Raw genomic sequence first — 17635 nt, forward strand, 5'->3', positions numbered from 1 at the left:
AATGCTCCAGAACGGAATTGAGTCTTACAGTTCCGGACTGCCGATATCAGAATTGGTTGTTGATGCCAAACTTGAAGTTCTGCGTCTTGTCGAAGTCTTCCTTGAGGACCGGGATCGCGTAATCCAGACGCAATGCACCGAAGGGAGACTGCCAGACGACACCGACACCGACGGAAGCACGCAGCGAAGCGCTGGTGCCCTCGGCCTGGTCGGCCCCGAGAAGCTCGACATCATTGCCAAACAGCGTGCCGGCATCGGCAAAGACTGCGCCGCGCAGATTGAAGTCACGCGGGAAGCCCGGCATTGGGAAGGTCGCTTCAGCAGACGCCGTGAAATAGGTCGTGCCACCGAGCGGGTCATCGTGGTCCCCGGTGATGCGCGGGCCGATACCCTTGTTCTCGAAGCCGCGAATATCGCCGTTGGTCAGCGTGAACTGGTCGAAGACGTTCAGATGGTCGCCGAAGGGGACGACATAACCAGCCGAACCCGAGACCGAGCCGATGATATCGGCATCGTCGGCAAGCAGATGGTAGTAGCGGGCCTTGCCGTAGATCTTGTAGAACTGCGAGTCGCCGCCGAGGCCGGCAATTTCCTGCGTCGCCGTCGCATAGATGCCTTCACGCGGCAGGACGGTGTCGTCAAGCGTGTTGTAGGTCAGCGTCTGCGAGACGGAAGAGCGTGTCCACGGGCTCTCATCGACCAGATTGGCGTAGGTCGCCGACAGGTCCGAGGTATCGCCATCGTACTTCATCTGCTTGTAGTTATAGCGGAAGGTCGTCGCCAGATCTTCGGTAATCGGCGCAGTGACGCGCAGGACAACGCTGGTTTCCTCGTAATCGTAATTGCTGTTGCTCGACGTTTCGCTGCGATTGACGTCGAAGCCTGCCGCCAGACGGTAGCCGAGGAAATAGGGTTCGGTGAAGCTGACGCCGTAAGCGCGCGAGCCTTCCTGGCCGCCACCGGCCGAGATGCGGATGTACTGGCCGCGGCCGAGGAAGTTCTTTTCCTCGATCGATGCTTCGAGCAGCAAGCCGTCGCCGCCGGCGGCATAACCCGCGCCGACACCGAACGAACCGGTCGACTGATCCTGCACGTCGACGACCACCACGACACGGTCCGGGGAACTGCCCGGTTGGGTGGAGATGTTGACCGAGGAGAAATAACCGAGCGCTTCGAGACGACGCTTGGCCTTGGTGATCATCTGCTGGTTGAAGGCGTCGCCTTCGCTCATGTCGAATTCGCGGCGGATGACGTAGTCGCGCGTACGGCTGTTGCCGCGGATCTCGATGCGCTCGACATAGGCGCGCTCGCCCTGGTCGACCAGATATTCAACACCGATCGTGTTGTTGTTAAGGTCGCGGTTACCGCGCGGCGTGACACGTGCAAAGGGATAACCGGCAGACGCCACCTGATCGGAGATCGCCTCGATCGACTTCTGCACTTCCTTGGCGCTGTAGACCTGGCCTTCGCGAGTGCGCACGAGCGGCTGCAGCTGGTCGGAGCCGACGCCTTCGACGGTCGACTGAACGGTCACTGGTCCGAAGTCGTAACGCTGGCCTTCCTCGATGTTGAAGGTGAGCGTGTATTTGTTGGTCGCATCGTCGAACGTTGCATCGGAAGAGACGATGCGCATGTCGGCGTAGCCGCGATTGTAATAGAACTGGCGCAGCGCTTCTTCGTCAGCGTGGAGCTTGTCTTCGTTATAGACGTCCTTGCGGGTCAGGAACGACAGGAAGTTCGAACGCTTGGTGGCGATGACGGCAGCCAGGCGGCCGGCGCTGTAGGCATTGTTGCCGACGAAGTTGATCGAATCGATCTTGGTGCGGTCCCCCTCGTTGATGACGAAGGCAAGGTTGACGCGGCCTTCGCCGAGCGGCACCACCTGCGTCGTAACTTCGACCTCGCTGCGGCCGGTGGCGGCGTAGGCGTCCTTGATCGACTGGATGTCAGCTTGAATCTGGGCGTCGCTATAAGGGCCGGCTGCATGGGTCTGGACGACAGTCGCGAGCTTGTCGTCCTTGATCTTGCGGTTGCCGTTGAAGACAACCTGATTGACGAGCTGGGCTTCCTGGACGTTGACGACGAGCGTGCTTCCGGAGACCGAGATCTTGACGTCGGAGAAGTAGCCCGTCCCGTAGAGCTGCTTGACCGAGGCATCGATATCGCTGTTGGAAAAACTCTTGCCGGGAGCGATGGTAAGGTTCGACCGGACGGCTTCCGCGCCGACACGGCTTGCGCCGCGCACATCGATGCGCTGGATAACCGCGGCCTCAGCGGCCGTAGCGGAAACGAACGTCAAAGCACCTGCGCCCGAAGCAACAACACTAGCAGACAGCGCAACCGCCGATACTGCGTTCAAAAACTTTGAACCAGCCTTCATTTCACCTATTACCTTTGTTTCCCTCGTCCCCGGTTCCGGGAGAACCCGATTCCGGTCACGTGTGTCGTTTTACCCGCTTTTGACATACAAGCAAGGCAGGTCGTTAATTTCTGTTTACTTCATTTGCAAGCGTGACCCATTCGCCACTACAGCCTTGAAACATCGTAAATAAATAGTAATTGGCCCCGCCTTGCGCGTTTACCCTCTCAACGAGCCAATGTCGTTCCAGGTCGTGAAAACCATCAATGTCAGGATCATCGCCAAGCCGATGCGAAATGCAATTTCCTGGGCCGAAGAGCCGAGCGGCTTTCCCCTCACCGCTTCCACCGCATAGAACATCAAGTGGCCGCCATCAAGTACCGGAACCGGCATCAGGTTAAGCAATCCTATCGAAACAGAAAGCACCGCCGCAAGCTGCAACACTGCGCCTATCCCAAGCGACGCCATCTGGCCCGAGGCTTGCGCGACGCGGATCGGCCCGCCCAATTGGTCGGCGCGCATCGTTCCGCTGAAGATGTTACCGATATATTTGAAGGTGCCGGTGACGATATCCCGGGTCTGGAGCACAGACTCACGCAGCGCCTGGAGCGGCGTATAGGTCTGCAGGCGGAAATTGCCGGCCTGCTGGTTCGTGACGATGCCGATCTGGCCGACCTCAGCCTTGTTACCGAACTGGTCAGTCGTGTCGGTGCGTTGCGGCACCATCGGCACGTCGAGCTTCTGGCCGGCGCGCTCGATCGTCACGACGATCTGCTGGCTCGGCCGGATGCTGACATAGCGGCGCACGTCGTCGAAGGTCTCGACCTTACCGCCATCGATGGCGACCAATAGATCGCCTGGAAGGATGCCGGCGGCGGCGGCAGCGCCATCAGGCTTGACTTCGGCAACGACAGGATCGGCGATCATGCGGCCATAGACTGAGAAAAGAATGGTGAAGATGGCGATCGCCAGCAGAAAATTGGCAATCGGGCCAGCCGCGACGGTTACAGCTCGTTTCCATAGCTTGGCGCCGGCAAAGGAGCGCGCCCTGTCCTCTTCGGACATGGCGGCGATCTTGTCGGTGTCGGGCTTGCTCGAGGCATCCTCGTCGCCGAAGAACCGGACGTAGCCGCCAAGTGGGATCACAGAGATCTTCCAGCGCGTTCCATGGCGGTCGGTGAAGCCGAATATCTCCGGACCGAAACCGACGGAAAAGGCAAGGATGCGAATGCCGCTCCAACGCCCGACAAGGTAATGGCCCATCTCATGCACGAAGACGAGCAGTGACAGCACGAGGATGAAGGTGACGATATTCCCCATCAAAAATGCGTATATTCCGCTCAGGGTTTCCATGGGTGCCTTCCGTCAGACTGCCGCGTTGTCAGAGTCCGAACAATGCCGCGCCGAGCGACGTCATTCCGGTCCCCTTTATCAGGGAAAAAAGCCCTGCAAGCAAGAACGCCGAAAAACAGGCAAAAATCAGTCCGTCGACACGGTCCATGACGCCGCCATGGCCCGGAATGAGACGGCTGGAATCCTTGACGCCGAATTTCCGCTTGATGAACGATTCGAAAAGATCGCCGGACTGGCTGCAAACCGATAGAACGAGCGCCACGAAGGCGGCGATGATTTCAGCGCCCGGAAGGAGAAAATGGACGAGAACGACGCCGGCGGCGACTGCCGAGACGGCGCCGCCGATTGCGCCAGACCAAGTCTTTCCAGGCGAGATCGAAGGGGCAAGCTTCGGTCCGCCGAGCGCCCTGCCGACGAAATAGGCAAGGATATCGGTTGCCCAGACGACGGCAAAGACGAAGAGCATGGCGTAAAGGCCGGGCCGGTCATCGCTTCTGATCGCGGCAAGAGCCAGGCCGGTAGCGCCGGAATAAAACAGGCCAGTCGGAAACCAGCGGCTCGTGCCCTGCAAGATGATCAGGGCGATGCCGACGGCGGTGACGCCGGCCAGCATGCCGGCGGCGAATTCGAAATTGCCGACAAGCACGAGGAAGGCTATCGCCGCCTCGCCGATCCAGCCGACGGCATTGGCAACCCAATCACGGGCGATACCCGTGATCTTCGACCATTCATAATAGATCAGCAGGCCAATGACGACCGCCAGGATGCGGAAGGCAAGGCCGCCATACCAGGTGGCGGCGAGAACGATGGCCGCAAGAATCAGCCCTGAAACAATGCGGAGCTTCAATTCCCTCTGCATCAGGTGCCGACCGCGGCTGCCGGCGACGAGAGGCCGCCGAAGCGCCGGTCGCGAGAGGCGAATGTCTCGAGCGCCGAACGGAAGATCTCGGCGGTGAAATCCGGCCAGTATTCCGGAAGGAAGATGAATTCCGAATAGGCCGCCTGCCAGAGGAGGAAGTTGGAAAGCCGCTCCTCGCCGCTGGTGCGGATGATGAGATCCGGATCGGGGATACCTGCCGTGTCAAGACGGGCGTTGATCAGCGCCGGGGTGATGTCCTGCGCCCTCAAGCGGCCAGCCTCGACATCCCTGGCAAGGCTCACTGCGGCGCGGGCGATCTCGTCGCGAGAACCATAATTGAAGGCGATGACCAGCGTCAGCGCCGTGTTGTCCTTGGTCGTTTCCTCGGCTTCGAGCAGCAGGCCGAGAATATCGCTGCGCAGGCTGTGGCGGTCGCCGATCACCTTGATCCGCACGTTCTGGCGATGGAGCTCGGCGAGGTCGCGGCGGATGAAAGCCTTGAGGAGACCGAGCAGATCGGAGACCTCGGCTTCGGGCCGACGCCAGTTCTCCGAGGAGAAGGCAAAGAGGGTCAGATATTTTATCCCGACGGCGCCGGCGGCGCGTACTGTCTCGCGTACCGCCTCCACACCCTTGCGATGGCCCATCGTGCGCGGCAGACCACGCTGCTTGGCCCAACGGCCATTGCCGTCCATGATGATGGCAACATGCTCTGGCACAGTTACAAATACAGATTCCGACATTTCCCGTCCGGTCTTTCCAGGCAAAGGCACAGATCCACTAGACCTGCATGATTTCCTTTTCCTTCTCGCCAAGCAAGCGGTCGACTTCGGAAATCGTCTCGTCCGTCATCTTCTGTACACGTTCCGACTGCGCCCGGCTCTCGTCCTGGCCGATGACGCCGTCCTTTTCGGCCTTCTTCAGGCCGTCCATGCCATCGCGGCGGACATGGCGAATCGCCACCTTGCTCTTTTCGGCATAGTCGTGCGCCACCTTGACGAGCGACTTGCGGCGCTCCTCGTTCAGTTCCGGCAGCGGAATGCGCAGGTTCTGGCCGTCGATGATCGGGTTGAGGCCGAGATTGGATTCGCGGATGCCGCGCTCGACGGCGCTGACCATCGACTTGTCCCAGACGGAGACCGACAGCATGCGCGGCTCAGGCACGGTGATGTTGGCGACCTGGTTCAGCGGCATGCGCGAACCATAGGCCTCGACCGTGACCGGGTCGAGGATGTTGGCCGAAGCACGGCCGGTGCGCAGCGATGCGATGTCGCCCTTGAATGCGGAAATCGCGCCATCCATGCGGCGCTTCAGTTCCTTGATATCTATACCTTCACTCATGTCGATGCTCCCGTCCAGAGCATGATGCCGAAAAGTGTCAGCGGTTTTCGGGCGACATCATGCTCTAACTATCTAATGTAGAACATGATTCAGATTTAGGCCCGTCGGGCCTAAAATCATCATGTTCTAGCGAGGGCTGCGCCGAAACCGCGGCGCAGCTTATATCAGTTGTCGGAGACGATGGTCTTGAGGCCACCGCCCGTCAAGATTTCAGCAAAACCGCCTTTTTCGTGGATCGAAAAGACGATGATCGGAATGGAATTTTCTCTGGCGAGCGCCACGGCGGCAACGTCCATCACCGCCAGCCCTCTGTCCAGCACTTCCTGGTGCGTCAGCCGGTCGAGGCGGGTCGCATCGGGATATTTCTTGGGGTCGGCGGTGTAGATGCCGTCGACCTGCGTGCCCTTGAAGATCGCTTCCGCACCCATTTCGGCGGCGCGCAGTGCCGCAGCGGAATCGGTGGTGAAGAAGGGATTGCCGGTGCCGCCGGCAAAGATCACCACGCGTCCCATCGACAGATGGTAGAGGGTCGCGCGCTGCGAGAAACTTTCACAAATCTCCGGCATGGAGATGGCCGAGAGCACCACCGTATCGATGTTCAGCTTGCGCAACGACGTCGCCAGCGCCAGCGCGTTGATGATGGTGCCGAGCATGCCCATATGGTCGCCGGTGACCCGGTCGCCGCCCTTGGACGCTACCGCGACTCCGCGGAAGATATTGCCGCCACCGACGACAACGCCGACTTCCACGCCCATATGCCTTGCCTCGGCGATGTCGGATGCAATGCGGTCCGCCACCGTCACATCGATCCCGAAACCCTGGCCACCCATCAGCGCTTCGCCGGAAGCCTTGAGTAGAACACGTTTATAGACAGGCTCTAAAGACATCTTGGCTCCTCGTAAATTGCCGTGAATGCCCGATACACGAAGGGCACCGCGTTGTCACGCGATGCCCTTCGTGTTTTCCCAATTATGGCTGGAAGATCAACCCTTGACGGCAGCAGCGACTTCGGCTGCGAAGTCGGTTTCTTCCTTCTCGACGCCTTCGCCGAGGAGCAGACGGGCCATGCCGGCAACCTCGATCGGCGCGCCGACGGCCTTTTCAGCTTCCTTGATGGCAGCGGCGACGGTCAGATCCGGATTGATAACGAAAGCCTGCGAGAGAAGGGCGACTTCCTCGAAGAACTTGCGCATGCGGCCTTCGACCATCTTTTCGATGATGTTGTCAGGCTTGCCGGAAGCACGCGACTGCTCGATGAAGACATTGCGCTCGCGCTCGGCGACGGCGGCATCGACTTCTTCCGGGCGGATCGCCAGCGGCGCGGTCGCGGCGATGTGCATGGCGACCTGACGGCCGATGGCGTTCAGGGCTTCCTTGTCGCCGGTCGACTTCAGCGCGACCAGAACGCCGAGCTTGCCGAGGCCGTCGGAAACAGCATTGTGGATATAGGTGGCGACGACGCCGTCCTCGACGGAGAGAGCGGTTGAACGACGCAGGTTCATGTTCTCGCCGATCGTTGCGATCGCGTCCTTGATCGTGTCGGAAACCGACTTGCCGGATGCCGGGTAGGCCGCAGCGGCAACAGCCTCGACAGTGCCGTCGGTCGAGACAGCGACCTTGGCGATGCCGCGGACGAGTTCCTGGAAGGCATCGTTACGGGCAACGAAGTCGGTTTCGGAATTGACTTCGACGACGACGGCCTTGGTGCCCTGGCTCGCAACGCCGATGAGGCCTTCGGCAGCGGTGCGGCCGGACTTCTTGTCGGCCTTGGCGATGCCCTTGGCGCGCAGCCAGTCGATCGCCGCTTCCATGTCGCCACCGGTTTCAGCAAGAGCCTTCTTGCAGTCCATCATGCCTGCGCCGGTCTTTTCGCGCAGTTCCTTCACCATTGCAGCCGTAATCTCGCTCATTAGCTTCCTCTTGTCGGTTCATACGGTGGACCGCAAAGCGCGGCTCGGCACCGGATTGAGGCACGAAATGTACCTGTGTGTATGACAGCGTGATGAAGACGCGTCATAACGAAACTTATCGGGCGGAGAGCCTGATGCCCTCCCCTCGAAACAGGCAAGGCCGCCGAACTTCGATGAGTCGCGAGCGGCCTTTCCCAGTCTCTGCAAGCCCAGTCTCTGCAAGCATCGGCGGACCTTTTCGATCCGCCTGCTTTCATCAGCCTTCGGCTGATTCCTCGAGAGCCGGCTCGACCGGAACTTCGAAGGATGCGCCGAGATCGCGGCCGGAAGAGCCCTGCTGACGCGCGATGCCGTCGATGGCGGCGCGGGAGATCAGCTCGCAGTAAAGGGCGATCGCGCGCGATGCGTCGTCGTTACCCGGGATCGGATAGTCGATCAGGTCCGGATCGCAGTTCGAATCGATGATGGCGACAACCGGAATGCCGAGGCGCTTGGCTTCGTCGATCGCGATCTTTTCCTTGTTGGTGTCGATGATGAACATCAGGTCGGGCGTGCCGCCCATATCGCGGATACCGCCGAGAGCCTTGTCGAGCTTTTCACGCTCGCGCTCGAGGTTCAGGCGTTCCTTCTTTGTGAAGCCCTGGGCTTCGCCGTTCAGGATCTCGTCGAGCTTGCGCAGGCGCTGGATCGAGTTGGAGATCGTCTTCCAGTTCGTCATCATGCCGCCGAGCCAGCGCGAGTTGACGTAGTACTGGGCCGAGCGCTTGGCGCTGTCGGCGATGATCTCAGACGCCTGGCGCTTGGTGCCGACGAAGAGAACACGGCCGCCGCGGGCAACGGTGTCGCTGACGACCTGAAGGGCGCGCGACAGCATCGGAACGGTCTGAGCCAGGTCGATGATGTGGATGTTATTGCGATCGCCGAAGATGTACGGCTTCATCTTCGGGTTCCAGCGATGCGTCTGGTGGCCGAAGTGGACGCCTGCCTCAAGAAGCTGGCGCATAGAAAAATCAGGCAATGCCATGCCTTGTTACTCCTTTTCCGGTTGAACCTCCGCAAGGCGAACAGCATCCTCTTCGAGAATGCCACCGGGCGGAACAGCCCGGATTTCTCCCGGACGATCCCATGCCTTACGTGTGGAATGCCGGTGCCCATACATTCGATTTGGCGCAAAAGCAAGGCTTATGCGGAAAAACCTGGCCGCTTAGCTTAGCAGTGTCGGCAGCAGCGACAGCATGACGCCCGCATCCGGCATCGGCAGGATGGCATCGACCTCGGCCGGCAGCAGAGAGCCGATCGCGCTGTCGGCATTACCGGTGGCAGTTCCCAGCGGACCACGGAAGCCGTGTCTCGTCCAGGCAAGTTCCTGGAGCTTCGCGCTCACCAGCGCTTCGATCAGCCGGTTGGCGCTCTCGTCGACGACGATCAGCGGATGTGCCGAATAAACGGTCGGGCGCGGATAGAGCACCACGGGCTTTGCGCCGGCGCTCGCCTTGATGCGTTGCCATCGCGCGGGATCGGCGAGGATCCATTCGACCAGCTGGTTCTCATAGCCGACGATCATCGGCTCGCCGCCGAGGCCGCCTGCCAGATACTGGTCGAAAAGCTTGCCTGAGGATGGTGACTTGAAGCCCATGTTGCGGAAGATCGCCTGCACTTTGCCGCCAAAGGTGCCAAGGTCACCTGATGTCGCGACATTGCCGCTGAAAAGGCTGAGCGCGAGGCCGGCGAACATGAAGCCGGAATTCGAGCGGTTCGGATCGGTCGAGACGATGCGGGCGCGGCCGTAGAGCGAATTGACGCCGAGCTTCGACCAGTCGGATCCGGCAAGAATCGCATCAAGCAACGCCTTGAGGTCGAGCTGATGATGACCTTCGTTCGTCACCGTCACCAATCCCGCTTTCATCAGTCCGTCGACGACGGGCTGCCAGGAATAGACGACGATCGGTGTGTTCAGCACGACGCGGTCGTCGCGGATATTGATGCCGTTTTGCCTGGCGATATCGACCATGATCGAGGAGGACGGCCAGAGGAATTGCGGACGCTGCGACAGCAGCGCCTGTTCGCGGACCATCTCCACGGAGCCCGCGACGCGGCTGTCCACCGTCAACCCGTATCCGCCGAGCGCCCTGATGACGTCAGGATCGGCCAGGAAGGCCTCCTTCTCGCCGCCGATGAAGCCGAACAACGTCGTGCGGCTGCCGAGCAGGCCCTGCAATTCCGGCCGATCCCGGACGGCGAAATAACCGCCGGTGCCCGCGACGCCGGCTCCGAGCAGTCCCACTCCAAAGGCGCGACGAGAAAGGGCCATCAGCGTCCGATATCCTCTTTGAGCGATGCCTGGATGAGGCGCAGATCGGTGTCGAGCGTGCCGAGTTCCTCATCAACCAGACTGTCGGCATAATGGACGAAGGCCTCTTCGAGCTTCACCAGCACGCCGCGCACTTCCTCCAGCTGCTTGAGGTCGGGAACGCGCTTGGCCTCGATGACGGCAAACCCTTCCGCCAGCTCGGCAGAACGCGGCAGATAATAGGAGAGGAACCGCCGCACGGCATTGGCACTTTCGGGCTTGGCTTCGACCTTTCGAAAGACATCGGCGGCGATTTCAGCGAGATGCCGGACTGCGGCCGCCATCTGTTTGTCGCCGATCACATCCGCGGCAGTCTCCAGGCGTTCGGCAAAGGGAACGGCGGCCTCCAGCAGGTCGCGGGCAAAGGCGACGCGTCCACTGCCGATGCGCTTGATATCGAGGCCTTCGAACAGCCGGCGCGGTGCAAGCAGAATGACAAGGCCGGCAAAGACCAGGAGGGCGATGATGGCAGCGATCCAGAACGGCATGCCGGCGGCAAAGCTCAAGAACGGCACGGTGATTGCCGCCGCCAGTCCCGCTACGATCCAGTTGCCGTCATTGCCGAGCCAGTTGCGCATGCCTGTCCTAATTATAGCCCCGCGCCGTACGAAAGGCGGTGGCGAGATCCGAGCCGCCGTCGAACACGCGCGCTGAGCTCAGCTTGGCGAGGCTGTCGAGCTGCGTCTTGTCGGCATCGCCGAATGTGATGCCGAAGATCGGCACATGTGGCTCCATCGCGTTCCATGAACGCATGAAAGCTTGGCTTTGATCATCGGACTTGCCGTCGGTCATGATGACGATGGCAGGCAGATAAGTCGAGAGCCTGTCGGTTCGGGCAATCTGCTGCAGAGCTCGTTCGGCGCAGGCATACATGTTCGTGCCGCCATCGGCCTTCTGGCGGGAAATCTCGTTCAGCAGCCCTTCCTGCTCCAGCGGGTTTCCACTCGCCACGAACGTGCTGCGCACGTTGCCGTCGAAGGGAATGACGATAATCTGATCGGCGGGCGACCATTGCACCAGCACCTTGCTCGCTTCGTCGGGCGTCAACAGGAAACGCATCGCCTTCTGCAACTGGTCCTCGCCGTCACCTTGCATCGAGCCGGAAAAATCGAGGCAGAGCGCGGTCAACGACGGTTTGCGCAGCGCCGCCTGATAAAGGTTGAGCGCCTGGCGGATGACGCTCGCCTCCGGCATGCGGATCGCCGTCACCAGCCGGGCGGGATCGAAATTCCAGCTCGGCTCCGGTTTTGCGGCAACGCCGGTCAGCGGAATGCGCCGGCCGCTATCGGCGATGCGCTGCTGCACGGGGGCAGAGCTCAGATAGGCGAGCAGATCCTTGAAGAAGGTCTGGACTTCTGGCCCGCGGCCATGATCGACGAAACCGATCGGCGAATCCGCCATGGCCACACCATCAGCCGGATAGATGGCGTAAAGCGGTTCCTGCGACAGGGCAGCGAGCTTGTCGTTGGTTTCCTTCAGCACCGCTTCGTAATTCCACATCGCGTCATAGACGGTGCCCTTGCCGGCGGATTCGACATAGAGATCGGCGAGCCAGCCCGAAGAACCGGAAGAGCGCACGACACCTGACAGCAGCGACCGGACGCTTTCCTGGACGTGTCTGTCGTCGAGATCGCCGGGTTCGATTACCGGTTTGTTGCCGAGTGCGCTCGACAGCATGGCAAGATAGGCGCTGGCGCCCGAATTGGATTGCGTCGCCGAGGTCATCAGGAACTTCAGTGATCCGCTCTCGACAGCAGCGAGAATGTCTTTCATGAATACATCCTTGCCGATCCAGCCAAGCTGCTGCGCCTTCGATCTGCGCACACCCAAGACCACCGGCGTTTGAGCGATCGAGGTCAAGCTCTTGACGCGGCGCTTGGTGTCGAACATGTCGACCCAGACGCTGGAAGCCGGCCAGACCGCATCCTGCGCGACGCCCTCGTCGCTCTGCAACGCCAGGCCGATATCGAGCGTGCCTTCATATTTGAAGGTGCAGGTGGCGTTCTTCTGCTTGCAGAATTCCTCAACGATCGGCTGCAGAATGGTATTCTCCGATCCCGATACGATCGAGAAATCCGGCCCCTGGCCGAAGGGATTGCAGCCGGCAAGGGGCAGAGCTGCAAGAAGTGCCAAGCCTGAAAGCAGTGCTCGCATCGCCATCTTGCCGATCACGCCTGGGTCATCGCCTTCTTGAGTTCGATCGTCATCTGCTCCATCTGCTGCTCGGCGAGCGCCCGCTTTCGCCGACCCTCCTCCTGAACCTGCAGCACGCCGGATATCGTATCGATCAGATCCCTGTTCGCCTTGGCAAGCGTGTCGATATCGACGATGCCGCGCTGCGACTGCTGCTCGATTGATATCGCCTGATCCTTCATCATCTCGGATGCCTGGCGGATCATGTCGTTGGTGGCGTCGGTCACCGCCTTCTGCAGGTCGAGCGCCGATTTCTGCCGCGTCAGGCCGAGCAGGATCACCATCTTCTGCTTCCAGGCCGGCACCGTCAGCGCCGAAGTCGCCTGCAGGTTCTCGATCAGCGTTTCGTCGCCCGCCTGAACGATGCGGATCTGCGGTAATTGCTGGATACCGAGCTGGCGGGCCTGCTGCAGGTAGAAGACCCGCTTTTCCAGCCGGTCGAGCGCCTGCAGGCTGTCCTGATAGGTCTGCGCCTCCAGCATGCCGCCGCCGGGGCCTGTCGCTGCCGCCTCGGCTTGCGCCTTCAGCCTCGGCAGCTCGACGCTGCGAAAACGCTCGGCGAAAGTCTTGCCGGCCTGGACATAGGCCTCGAGCCGCATGATCGATTGCCGGGTTTCTTCATGCAGGTCGTCGAGCAGCGCAATGTCGCGCCTCAGCGTATCCTTGTGACGGTCGAGCTCCAGGCCGATCCGGTCGATCTGGCCGGCTACGTCCTCGAATTCCGCCTTTAAGCGTTCGAGTCGGGCCTTGGCTGAGAAAAACATGCGGCTAAGGAAACCCTTGTCCTTCAATGACGCCGGATCGAGGCTCTTCGATTTGAGGATGATGTCGGTCAGCAGGCGGCCGACATCGCCGACGTCCTTGTTGCGAACTTCGCGCAGGATCCTGTCGGCATAATCGCTGACCGCCTGCTGGGCGCGGTCACCATAGACCGAGATGCCGGCGCGGTCGGTGATGTCGATGCTATCGGAAATGCGGGCAATTTCCGCCGGATCGCCGACGACAACCGGCAGGGCAGCATTTTGAACAGTCGCGAGATCGGTATCGGCCATGGTTCGGGCTTTCAAGCTTGCGATGCGTAATGGTCTACGCGGTCTGACAGATAGACGTCATCGCAATGGCTTGGCCGCTCGGATCGCACCGACCCGAAAAGCAGGACGACAGACGGCGACTCAGTCATCGCTGATCGCCGAACCATAGTGAATTTTATGATACAGTTTTATGACAGGCGAGATCTCGTCGCCTATTTGCAAACCTCGGCCTTGCGGTCGAGCAGCTCCAGCTTGGCGAGCTTGCCGGTCAGGACGAAATCGCCGTAGTCCATCGTCAGGTCGCGGGTGATGCCGTTCTCATAAAGCTTGAACGACATGCGGTAGACCGGCAAAGCATCGGATTTCGCACTCTCGTTGAAATAGGCGATCGTTACCGGCCAGAAGGCCGTCTTGGAGAAAGCGCCGGCGTTACCGGCATCGGTTTCCTCGGCGATCGGCGTCTCCTGCTTGCCGACGATCGTCGTCGTCACCAGCGACTTGTCGCCGTCGTCCGAACCGTCGAAGACGCGCGCCTCGAAGAAGCGCTTGCCGTCCTTGGCGTGCTGGATCACGTCGAGCATATGTTCTGTGGGAAAACGGCTTTCTAAAAGCTGCAGCTCGCGGCTCGCCGGCTGCGTCAGATCGACCTTGACACCATCCGGCTGATCCTGAGCCGCACCGTTGACCTCCTTGTCGAGCTGGTCGTCAGTGAAGGACTTGGTGTCGAAGGTGAACTTGCCGTCCTTCAGGTTCTCGAAGGTCTTCGTCTGCTGGTCGCTGACGCGAACGTTGTCGCCGGTGTCGATCTGCGTCACGAAGCGGAAATTGGTGGTGAAGCCCTGGCAATAGCTGCCATCGAACTCATAGACCATGCGACCATACATGGCGGCGATGCCAGAGCGGTCCGAGGCGTCCTTCAATTCCAGATCGTAGACCGCACGATGTGCGACGAGGCCGGTCGCGATCGCAGCGCTTACCGCGGGCGCAGCCGCCCATGCATTGGCGGAAACGCTGGCAAGAAGCAGAGCGACAAGACTCGATCGGAACATTCACTAACTCCTGTTGGACTCGCTCGCGATGTTATAAGAACGCTTTCGGCCAAATCGAGGCTCGAAACTGTCATATTAAAGATTCTAGTCTTGATGCATAATTTTAGAAGAATTGACAATAAAAGCGGAGACGAAAATGTCCGATGAAATAGCAGCGCGCCTGATTGAGATGGGGATAACCCTGCCCGAAGCCGCAGCACCTGCTGCAAATTACGTTCCCTATGTCATCAGCGGCAATCTCCTCTACATCTCCGGCCAGCTACCGCTCGAAGGCGGCAAGGTGGCCGTATCGGGCCATCTCGGCAAGACCGTCGACGTTGCAACGGGCCAGCGCGGCGCCGAACTCTGCGCCATCAACATCCTTGCCCAGGCGAAGGCGGCACTTGGCGGTGATCTCAGCCGTATCCGGCGCGTCGTCAAGCTGAACGGCTTCGTCGCCTCGGCGCCCGACTTCATTGAGCAGCATCTCGTTATCAATGGCGCTTCGAACCTGATTGCCGGCGTGCTCGGCGAAGCCGGCAAACATGCGCGTGCTGCTGTCGGCATGGCCGCCCTGCCGTTGAACGCCGCCGTCGAGATAGACGCTATCATGGAAATCGCCGAATGACCAATGCTGCCTGGATCAGGGACCTGCCGGTCGCCCATCGCGGCTATCACGATCTCAACACCCATATCTGGGAAAATACGCTTTCGGCATTCTCGCGTGCCGTCGAAGCGGGCTTTGCGATCGAATGCGACCTGCATTACGCCTCCGACGGCGTGCCGGTCATCTTTCACGACGAGGACTTGCAGCGCCTGTGCAATCTCAGCGGCGACATCCGCGAGCGCACCTCCAGGGAACTCGGACTGATCGCCGTCGGCGGCACCAGCGACAAGGTGCCGACGCTGCGCCAGCTCCTCGACCTCGTCAAGGGCAAGGTGCCGCTGGTGCTGGAGCTCAAGGGCCGCGAGGCCGATGACGAAGGTTTCGCCGAAGACGTGCTCGAGGTGCTTGAAAACTATCAGGGCAAAGTGGCGCTGATGAGCTTCGATCACTGGCTGCTGCGCGATCTGAAGGCGCTTGGCTCGCCCTACCCGCTCGGGCTGACCGCCAACGGCAACACGCCGGAAGCGTTCAACACGCATGCGAAGGCGATGGCGATCGGTCTCGATTTCATCTCCTATTATTATGACGACCTGCCGAATGCCTTCATCACGGGCGAACGCGAAAAGGGCATTCCCGTCATCACCTGGACGGTGCGTGACGACGAGGGGCGCCGACGCACATTCGCCAATGCAGACCAGATGACCTTCGAGGGCTTCGATCCGCGCGTGGCTGCTTGACGCTCGCTTTTTGGCCAAGATCATGCGCAGACTGCTGCATAATTCCTTAAATCGGATCGAATTGGGGATAAAATTATGCAGCAACTCAAAGTGTTACAGCGTCCTTTGCGCGTGTGAAAGACGTGCGGCGCCGTGAGGCAGAGCTGAGACTATCCTCCCACAGGCTTCCATTTGCCCCATGAATGAAGAACTATCCATTCGCGTAGAACGCTCCTTCACCGCGATTTCCCCGGAGAGCTGGTCCAGGCTTTCCGGGGCATCGAAGTCCTGCAGTACGCTTGCTTACAACCCCTTCGTTTCGCACGCCTTTTTATCATCGCTGGAGGAATCCGGTTCGGCCGACGCCGAGACCGGCTGGCTCGGCCACCACCTGCTGCTCGAGACCGATCGCGGCGAACTGGTCGGCGCCCTGCCCGGCTATCTCAAGAACCACAGCCAGGGCGAATATGTCTTCGACCATGGCTGGGCCGACGCCTTCGAGCGGGCCGGCGGGCGTTATTATCCCAAACTTCAGTGCTCGATCCCGTTCACCCCGGCGACAGGCCCGCGTCTTCTTGTCGCCGAGGGGCTGCAGCGGCTTCCGATCCAGAGCGCTATCGCCGAAAGCCTGAAGGAGGTCGTGCGCCGGCTCGGCATCTCCTCGGCCCATATCACCTTCGTGCCAGATGATGAGATCGGCGTCTTCGAGATGGACGGCTATCTGCACCGCACCGACCAGCAGTTCCATTTCATCAATGACGGCTATGCCAATCACGAGGAATTCCTCGAAACGCTTGCCTCGCGCAAACGCAAGGCGTTGCGCAAGGAGCGTCGCGCCGCACTCGAAAACGGTATCAGCATCGACTGGCTGACCGGCAGCGACCTGACAGAACGCATCTGGGATCAATTCTTCAAGTTCTACATGGATACCGGCGGGCGCAAGTGGGGTCGGCCCTACCTCACCCGTAAGTTCTATTCGCTGATCGGCGAACGCATGGCCGACGACGTCCTGCTCGTCATGGCCAAGCGCGACGGGCGCTATGTCGCCGGCGCGATCAACTTCATCGGCGGCGATACGCTCTACGGCCGTCACTGGGGCTGCGTCGAGGATCACCCCTTCCTCCATTTCGAGGTCTGCTATCACCAGGCGATCGACTTCGCCCTTTCGAAAGGGTTGAAACGGGTCGAGGCCGGCGCGCAGGGCGAACACAAGCTCGCCCGCGGTTACCTGCCGGTGACAACGCATTCCGCCCATTATGTCGCCCATGCCGGCCTTCGCCGGGCGATCGGCGACTATCTCGCCCGCGAGCGCACCGACGTCGAACAGATGAGCGAGTTGCTGAGCGAGCACAGTCCGTTCCGCAAGGGCGAGCGTCAGCAGGAGGATTGACGCCGCCGCAACGGTCGCGCTACCCGAATAATCTGGAAACGAGGAGATTTTCGTGATGACCAGCCCAGCCGCCTATGACGACAGCAACATCTTCGCCAAGATCCTGCGCGGCGAAATCCCTTCGCACCGGGTTTATGAAGACGAGCATACCGTCGCGATCATGGATGTGATGCCGCAGGCGCCGGGCCACGTGCTCGTCGTTCCGAAGGCGGCGTCGCGCAATATCTTCGATGCCGATCCCGCCACCCTCACCCGTGCGATTACGGTCGTCCAGAAGGTCGCCAATGCGGTCAAGGATGTTTTCGACGCCGACGGCGTTTTCGTCGCCCAGTTCAACGAACCGGCCGCCGGGCAAACGGTGTTCCATCTGCATTTCCACGTCATCCCGCGGCTTGAGGGCACCGCCCTCAAGCCGCATTCCGGCAAGATGGAGGACGGTGCCGTGCTGGCCGCCAATGCCGAAAAGATCAGGGCAGCGCTGGCGTAAGGTCGATATCA

At 60.6% G+C, this 17635-nt stretch carries 17 protein-coding genes; 4 read left to right on the forward strand and 13 right to left on the reverse strand.

Features of this window, described 5'->3' with window-relative positions:
- Positions 1–46: 46 nt before the first annotated feature.
- From bamA to ACS4RR_RS15420, 13 genes are all read right to left on the reverse strand, one after another.
- Positions 47–2380 carry an outer membrane protein assembly factor BamA gene (bamA, locus tag ACS4RR_RS15360; protein WP_017964147.1) on the reverse strand — a complete coding sequence of 778 codons (2334 nt, stop codon included), beginning with the start codon at positions 2378–2380 and terminating at the stop codon, positions 47–49.
- Between the two features lie 198 nt (positions 2381–2578).
- A complete protein-coding gene (rseP, locus tag ACS4RR_RS15365; protein ID WP_017964146.1) occupies positions 2579–3712 on the reverse strand; it encodes an RIP metalloprotease RseP in 1134 nt (377 codons plus the stop codon).
- A 28-nt stretch (positions 3713–3740) separates the two neighbouring features.
- The gene (locus ACS4RR_RS15370; protein WP_017964145.1) at positions 3741–4571 is read right to left on the reverse strand and encodes a phosphatidate cytidylyltransferase; all 831 of its coding nucleotides are present in this window, start codon (positions 4569–4571) and stop codon (positions 3741–3743) included.
- On the reverse strand, positions 4571–5314 hold the full coding sequence (locus tag ACS4RR_RS15375; RefSeq protein ID WP_017964144.1) for an isoprenyl transferase: 744 nt from the start codon (positions 5312–5314) through the stop codon (positions 4571–4573). Before ACS4RR_RS15375 ends, ACS4RR_RS15370 begins: the two co-directional genes overlap by 1 nt.
- A gap of 37 nt (positions 5315–5351) precedes the next feature.
- The gene (frr, locus tag ACS4RR_RS15380) at positions 5352–5912 is read right to left on the reverse strand and encodes a ribosome recycling factor (RefSeq protein WP_017964143.1); all 561 of its coding nucleotides are present in this window, start codon (positions 5910–5912) and stop codon (positions 5352–5354) included.
- 164 nt (positions 5913–6076) lie between these two features.
- A complete protein-coding gene (gene pyrH / locus ACS4RR_RS15385) occupies positions 6077–6799 on the reverse strand; it encodes a UMP kinase (protein WP_003539289.1) in 723 nt (240 codons plus the stop codon).
- A gap of 96 nt (positions 6800–6895) precedes the next feature.
- A complete protein-coding gene (gene tsf, locus ACS4RR_RS15390) occupies positions 6896–7822 on the reverse strand; it encodes a translation elongation factor Ts (protein ID WP_017964142.1) in 927 nt (308 codons plus the stop codon).
- 256 nt (positions 7823–8078) lie between these two features.
- Complete coding sequence (gene rpsB, locus ACS4RR_RS15395) at positions 8079–8846, reverse strand: 30S ribosomal protein S2 (protein ID WP_017964141.1); 768 nt, start codon at positions 8844–8846, stop codon at positions 8079–8081.
- Positions 8847–9026: 180 nt separating this feature from the next.
- Positions 9027–10133 (reverse strand): type 2 periplasmic-binding domain-containing protein, encoded by a 1107-nt coding sequence (locus ACS4RR_RS15400; RefSeq protein WP_260110772.1) that lies wholly within the window; start codon positions 10131–10133, stop codon positions 9027–9029.
- Positions 10133–10750, reverse strand: coding sequence for a 5-bromo-4-chloroindolyl phosphate hydrolysis family protein (locus ACS4RR_RS15405; protein WP_170258300.1), 618 nt, complete (start codon positions 10748–10750; stop codon positions 10133–10135). The genes ACS4RR_RS15400 and ACS4RR_RS15405 overlap by 1 nt, the downstream gene beginning before the upstream one ends.
- A gap of 7 nt (positions 10751–10757) precedes the next feature.
- The gene (locus ACS4RR_RS15410) at positions 10758–12326 is read right to left on the reverse strand and encodes a substrate-binding domain-containing protein (protein ID WP_456190146.1); all 1569 of its coding nucleotides are present in this window, start codon (positions 12324–12326) and stop codon (positions 10758–10760) included.
- A gap of 14 nt (positions 12327–12340) precedes the next feature.
- Complete coding sequence (locus tag ACS4RR_RS15415; RefSeq protein WP_456188990.1) at positions 12341–13417, reverse strand: toxic anion resistance protein; 1077 nt, start codon at positions 13415–13417, stop codon at positions 12341–12343.
- Between the two features lie 191 nt (positions 13418–13608).
- On the reverse strand, positions 13609–14445 hold the full coding sequence (locus tag ACS4RR_RS15420) for a cell envelope integrity EipB family protein (RefSeq protein ID WP_017964136.1): 837 nt from the start codon (positions 14443–14445) through the stop codon (positions 13609–13611).
- 136 nt (positions 14446–14581) lie between these two features.
- Here ACS4RR_RS15420 and ACS4RR_RS15425 point away from each other — a divergent pair, with 136 nt between their 5' ends.
- The 4 genes from ACS4RR_RS15425 to ACS4RR_RS15440 all read left to right on the forward strand — a co-directional run bounded on the left by ACS4RR_RS15425 (position 14582) and on the right by ACS4RR_RS15440 (position 17624).
- A complete protein-coding gene (locus ACS4RR_RS15425) occupies positions 14582–15052 on the forward strand; it encodes a RidA family protein (protein ID WP_018496796.1) in 471 nt (156 codons plus the stop codon).
- A complete protein-coding gene (locus ACS4RR_RS15430) occupies positions 15049–15768 on the forward strand; it encodes a glycerophosphodiester phosphodiesterase (RefSeq protein WP_260110769.1) in 720 nt (239 codons plus the stop codon). Before ACS4RR_RS15425 ends, ACS4RR_RS15430 begins: the two co-directional genes overlap by 4 nt.
- A 178-nt stretch (positions 15769–15946) precedes the next feature.
- Complete coding sequence (locus ACS4RR_RS15435) at positions 15947–17137, forward strand: GNAT family N-acetyltransferase (RefSeq protein ID WP_260110768.1); 1191 nt, start codon at positions 15947–15949, stop codon at positions 17135–17137.
- Positions 17138–17192: 55 nt separating this feature from the next.
- Complete coding sequence (locus tag ACS4RR_RS15440; protein WP_162118803.1) at positions 17193–17624, forward strand: HIT family protein; 432 nt, start codon at positions 17193–17195, stop codon at positions 17622–17624.
- The last annotated feature ends 11 nt before the right edge of the window (positions 17625–17635 follow it).

The organism is Rhizobium zaerense (assembly GCF_051810725.1).
Lineage (GTDB): Bacteria > Pseudomonadota > Alphaproteobacteria > Rhizobiales > Rhizobiaceae > Rhizobium > Rhizobium leguminosarum_I.

What these genes read in the sequence shown, in the direction of transcription:
- bamA (WP_017964147.1), bottom strand. Translation starts at nt 2,380, where the DNA reads ATGAAGGCTGGTTCAAAGTTTTTGAACGCAGTATCGGCGGTTGCGCTG.
- rseP (WP_017964146.1), bottom strand. Translation starts at nt 3,712, where the DNA reads ATGGAAACCCTGAGCGGAATATACGCATTTTTGATGGGGAATATCGTC.
- ACS4RR_RS15370 (WP_017964145.1), bottom strand. Translation starts at nt 4,571, where the DNA reads ATGCAGAGGGAATTGAAGCTCCGCATTGTTTCAGGGCTGATTCTTGCG.
- ACS4RR_RS15375 (WP_017964144.1), bottom strand. Translation starts at nt 5,314, where the DNA reads ATGTCGGAATCTGTATTTGTAACTGTGCCAGAGCATGTTGCCATCATC.
- frr (WP_017964143.1), bottom strand. Translation starts at nt 5,912, where the DNA reads ATGAGTGAAGGTATAGATATCAAGGAACTGAAGCGCCGCATGGATGGC.
- pyrH (WP_003539289.1), bottom strand. Translation starts at nt 6,799, where the DNA reads ATGTCTTTAGAGCCTGTCTATAAACGTGTTCTACTCAAGGCTTCCGGC.
- tsf (WP_017964142.1), bottom strand. Translation starts at nt 7,822, where the DNA reads ATGAGCGAGATTACGGCTGCAATGGTGAAGGAACTGCGCGAAAAGACC.
- rpsB (WP_017964141.1), bottom strand. Translation starts at nt 8,846, where the DNA reads ATGGCATTGCCTGATTTTTCTATGCGCCAGCTTCTTGAGGCAGGCGTC.
- ACS4RR_RS15400 (WP_260110772.1), bottom strand. Translation starts at nt 10,133, where the DNA reads ATGGCCCTTTCTCGTCGCGCCTTTGGAGTGGGACTGCTCGGAGCCGGC.
- ACS4RR_RS15405 (WP_170258300.1), bottom strand. Translation starts at nt 10,750, where the DNA reads ATGCGCAACTGGCTCGGCAATGACGGCAACTGGATCGTAGCGGGACTG.
- ACS4RR_RS15410 (WP_456190146.1), bottom strand. Translation starts at nt 12,326, where the DNA reads ATGCGAGCACTGCTTTCAGGCTTGGCACTTCTTGCAGCTCTGCCCCTT.
- ACS4RR_RS15415 (WP_456188990.1), bottom strand. Translation starts at nt 13,417, where the DNA reads ATGGCCGATACCGATCTCGCGACTGTTCAAAATGCTGCCCTGCCGGTT.
- ACS4RR_RS15420 (WP_017964136.1), bottom strand. Translation starts at nt 14,445, where the DNA reads ATGTTCCGATCGAGTCTTGTCGCTCTGCTTCTTGCCAGCGTTTCCGCC.
- ACS4RR_RS15425 (WP_018496796.1), top strand. Translation starts at nt 14,582, where the DNA reads ATGTCCGATGAAATAGCAGCGCGCCTGATTGAGATGGGGATAACCCTG.
- ACS4RR_RS15430 (WP_260110769.1), top strand. Translation starts at nt 15,049, where the DNA reads ATGACCAATGCTGCCTGGATCAGGGACCTGCCGGTCGCCCATCGCGGC.
- ACS4RR_RS15435 (WP_260110768.1), top strand. Translation starts at nt 15,947, where the DNA reads ATGAATGAAGAACTATCCATTCGCGTAGAACGCTCCTTCACCGCGATT.
- ACS4RR_RS15440 (WP_162118803.1), top strand. Translation starts at nt 17,193, where the DNA reads ATGACCAGCCCAGCCGCCTATGACGACAGCAACATCTTCGCCAAGATC.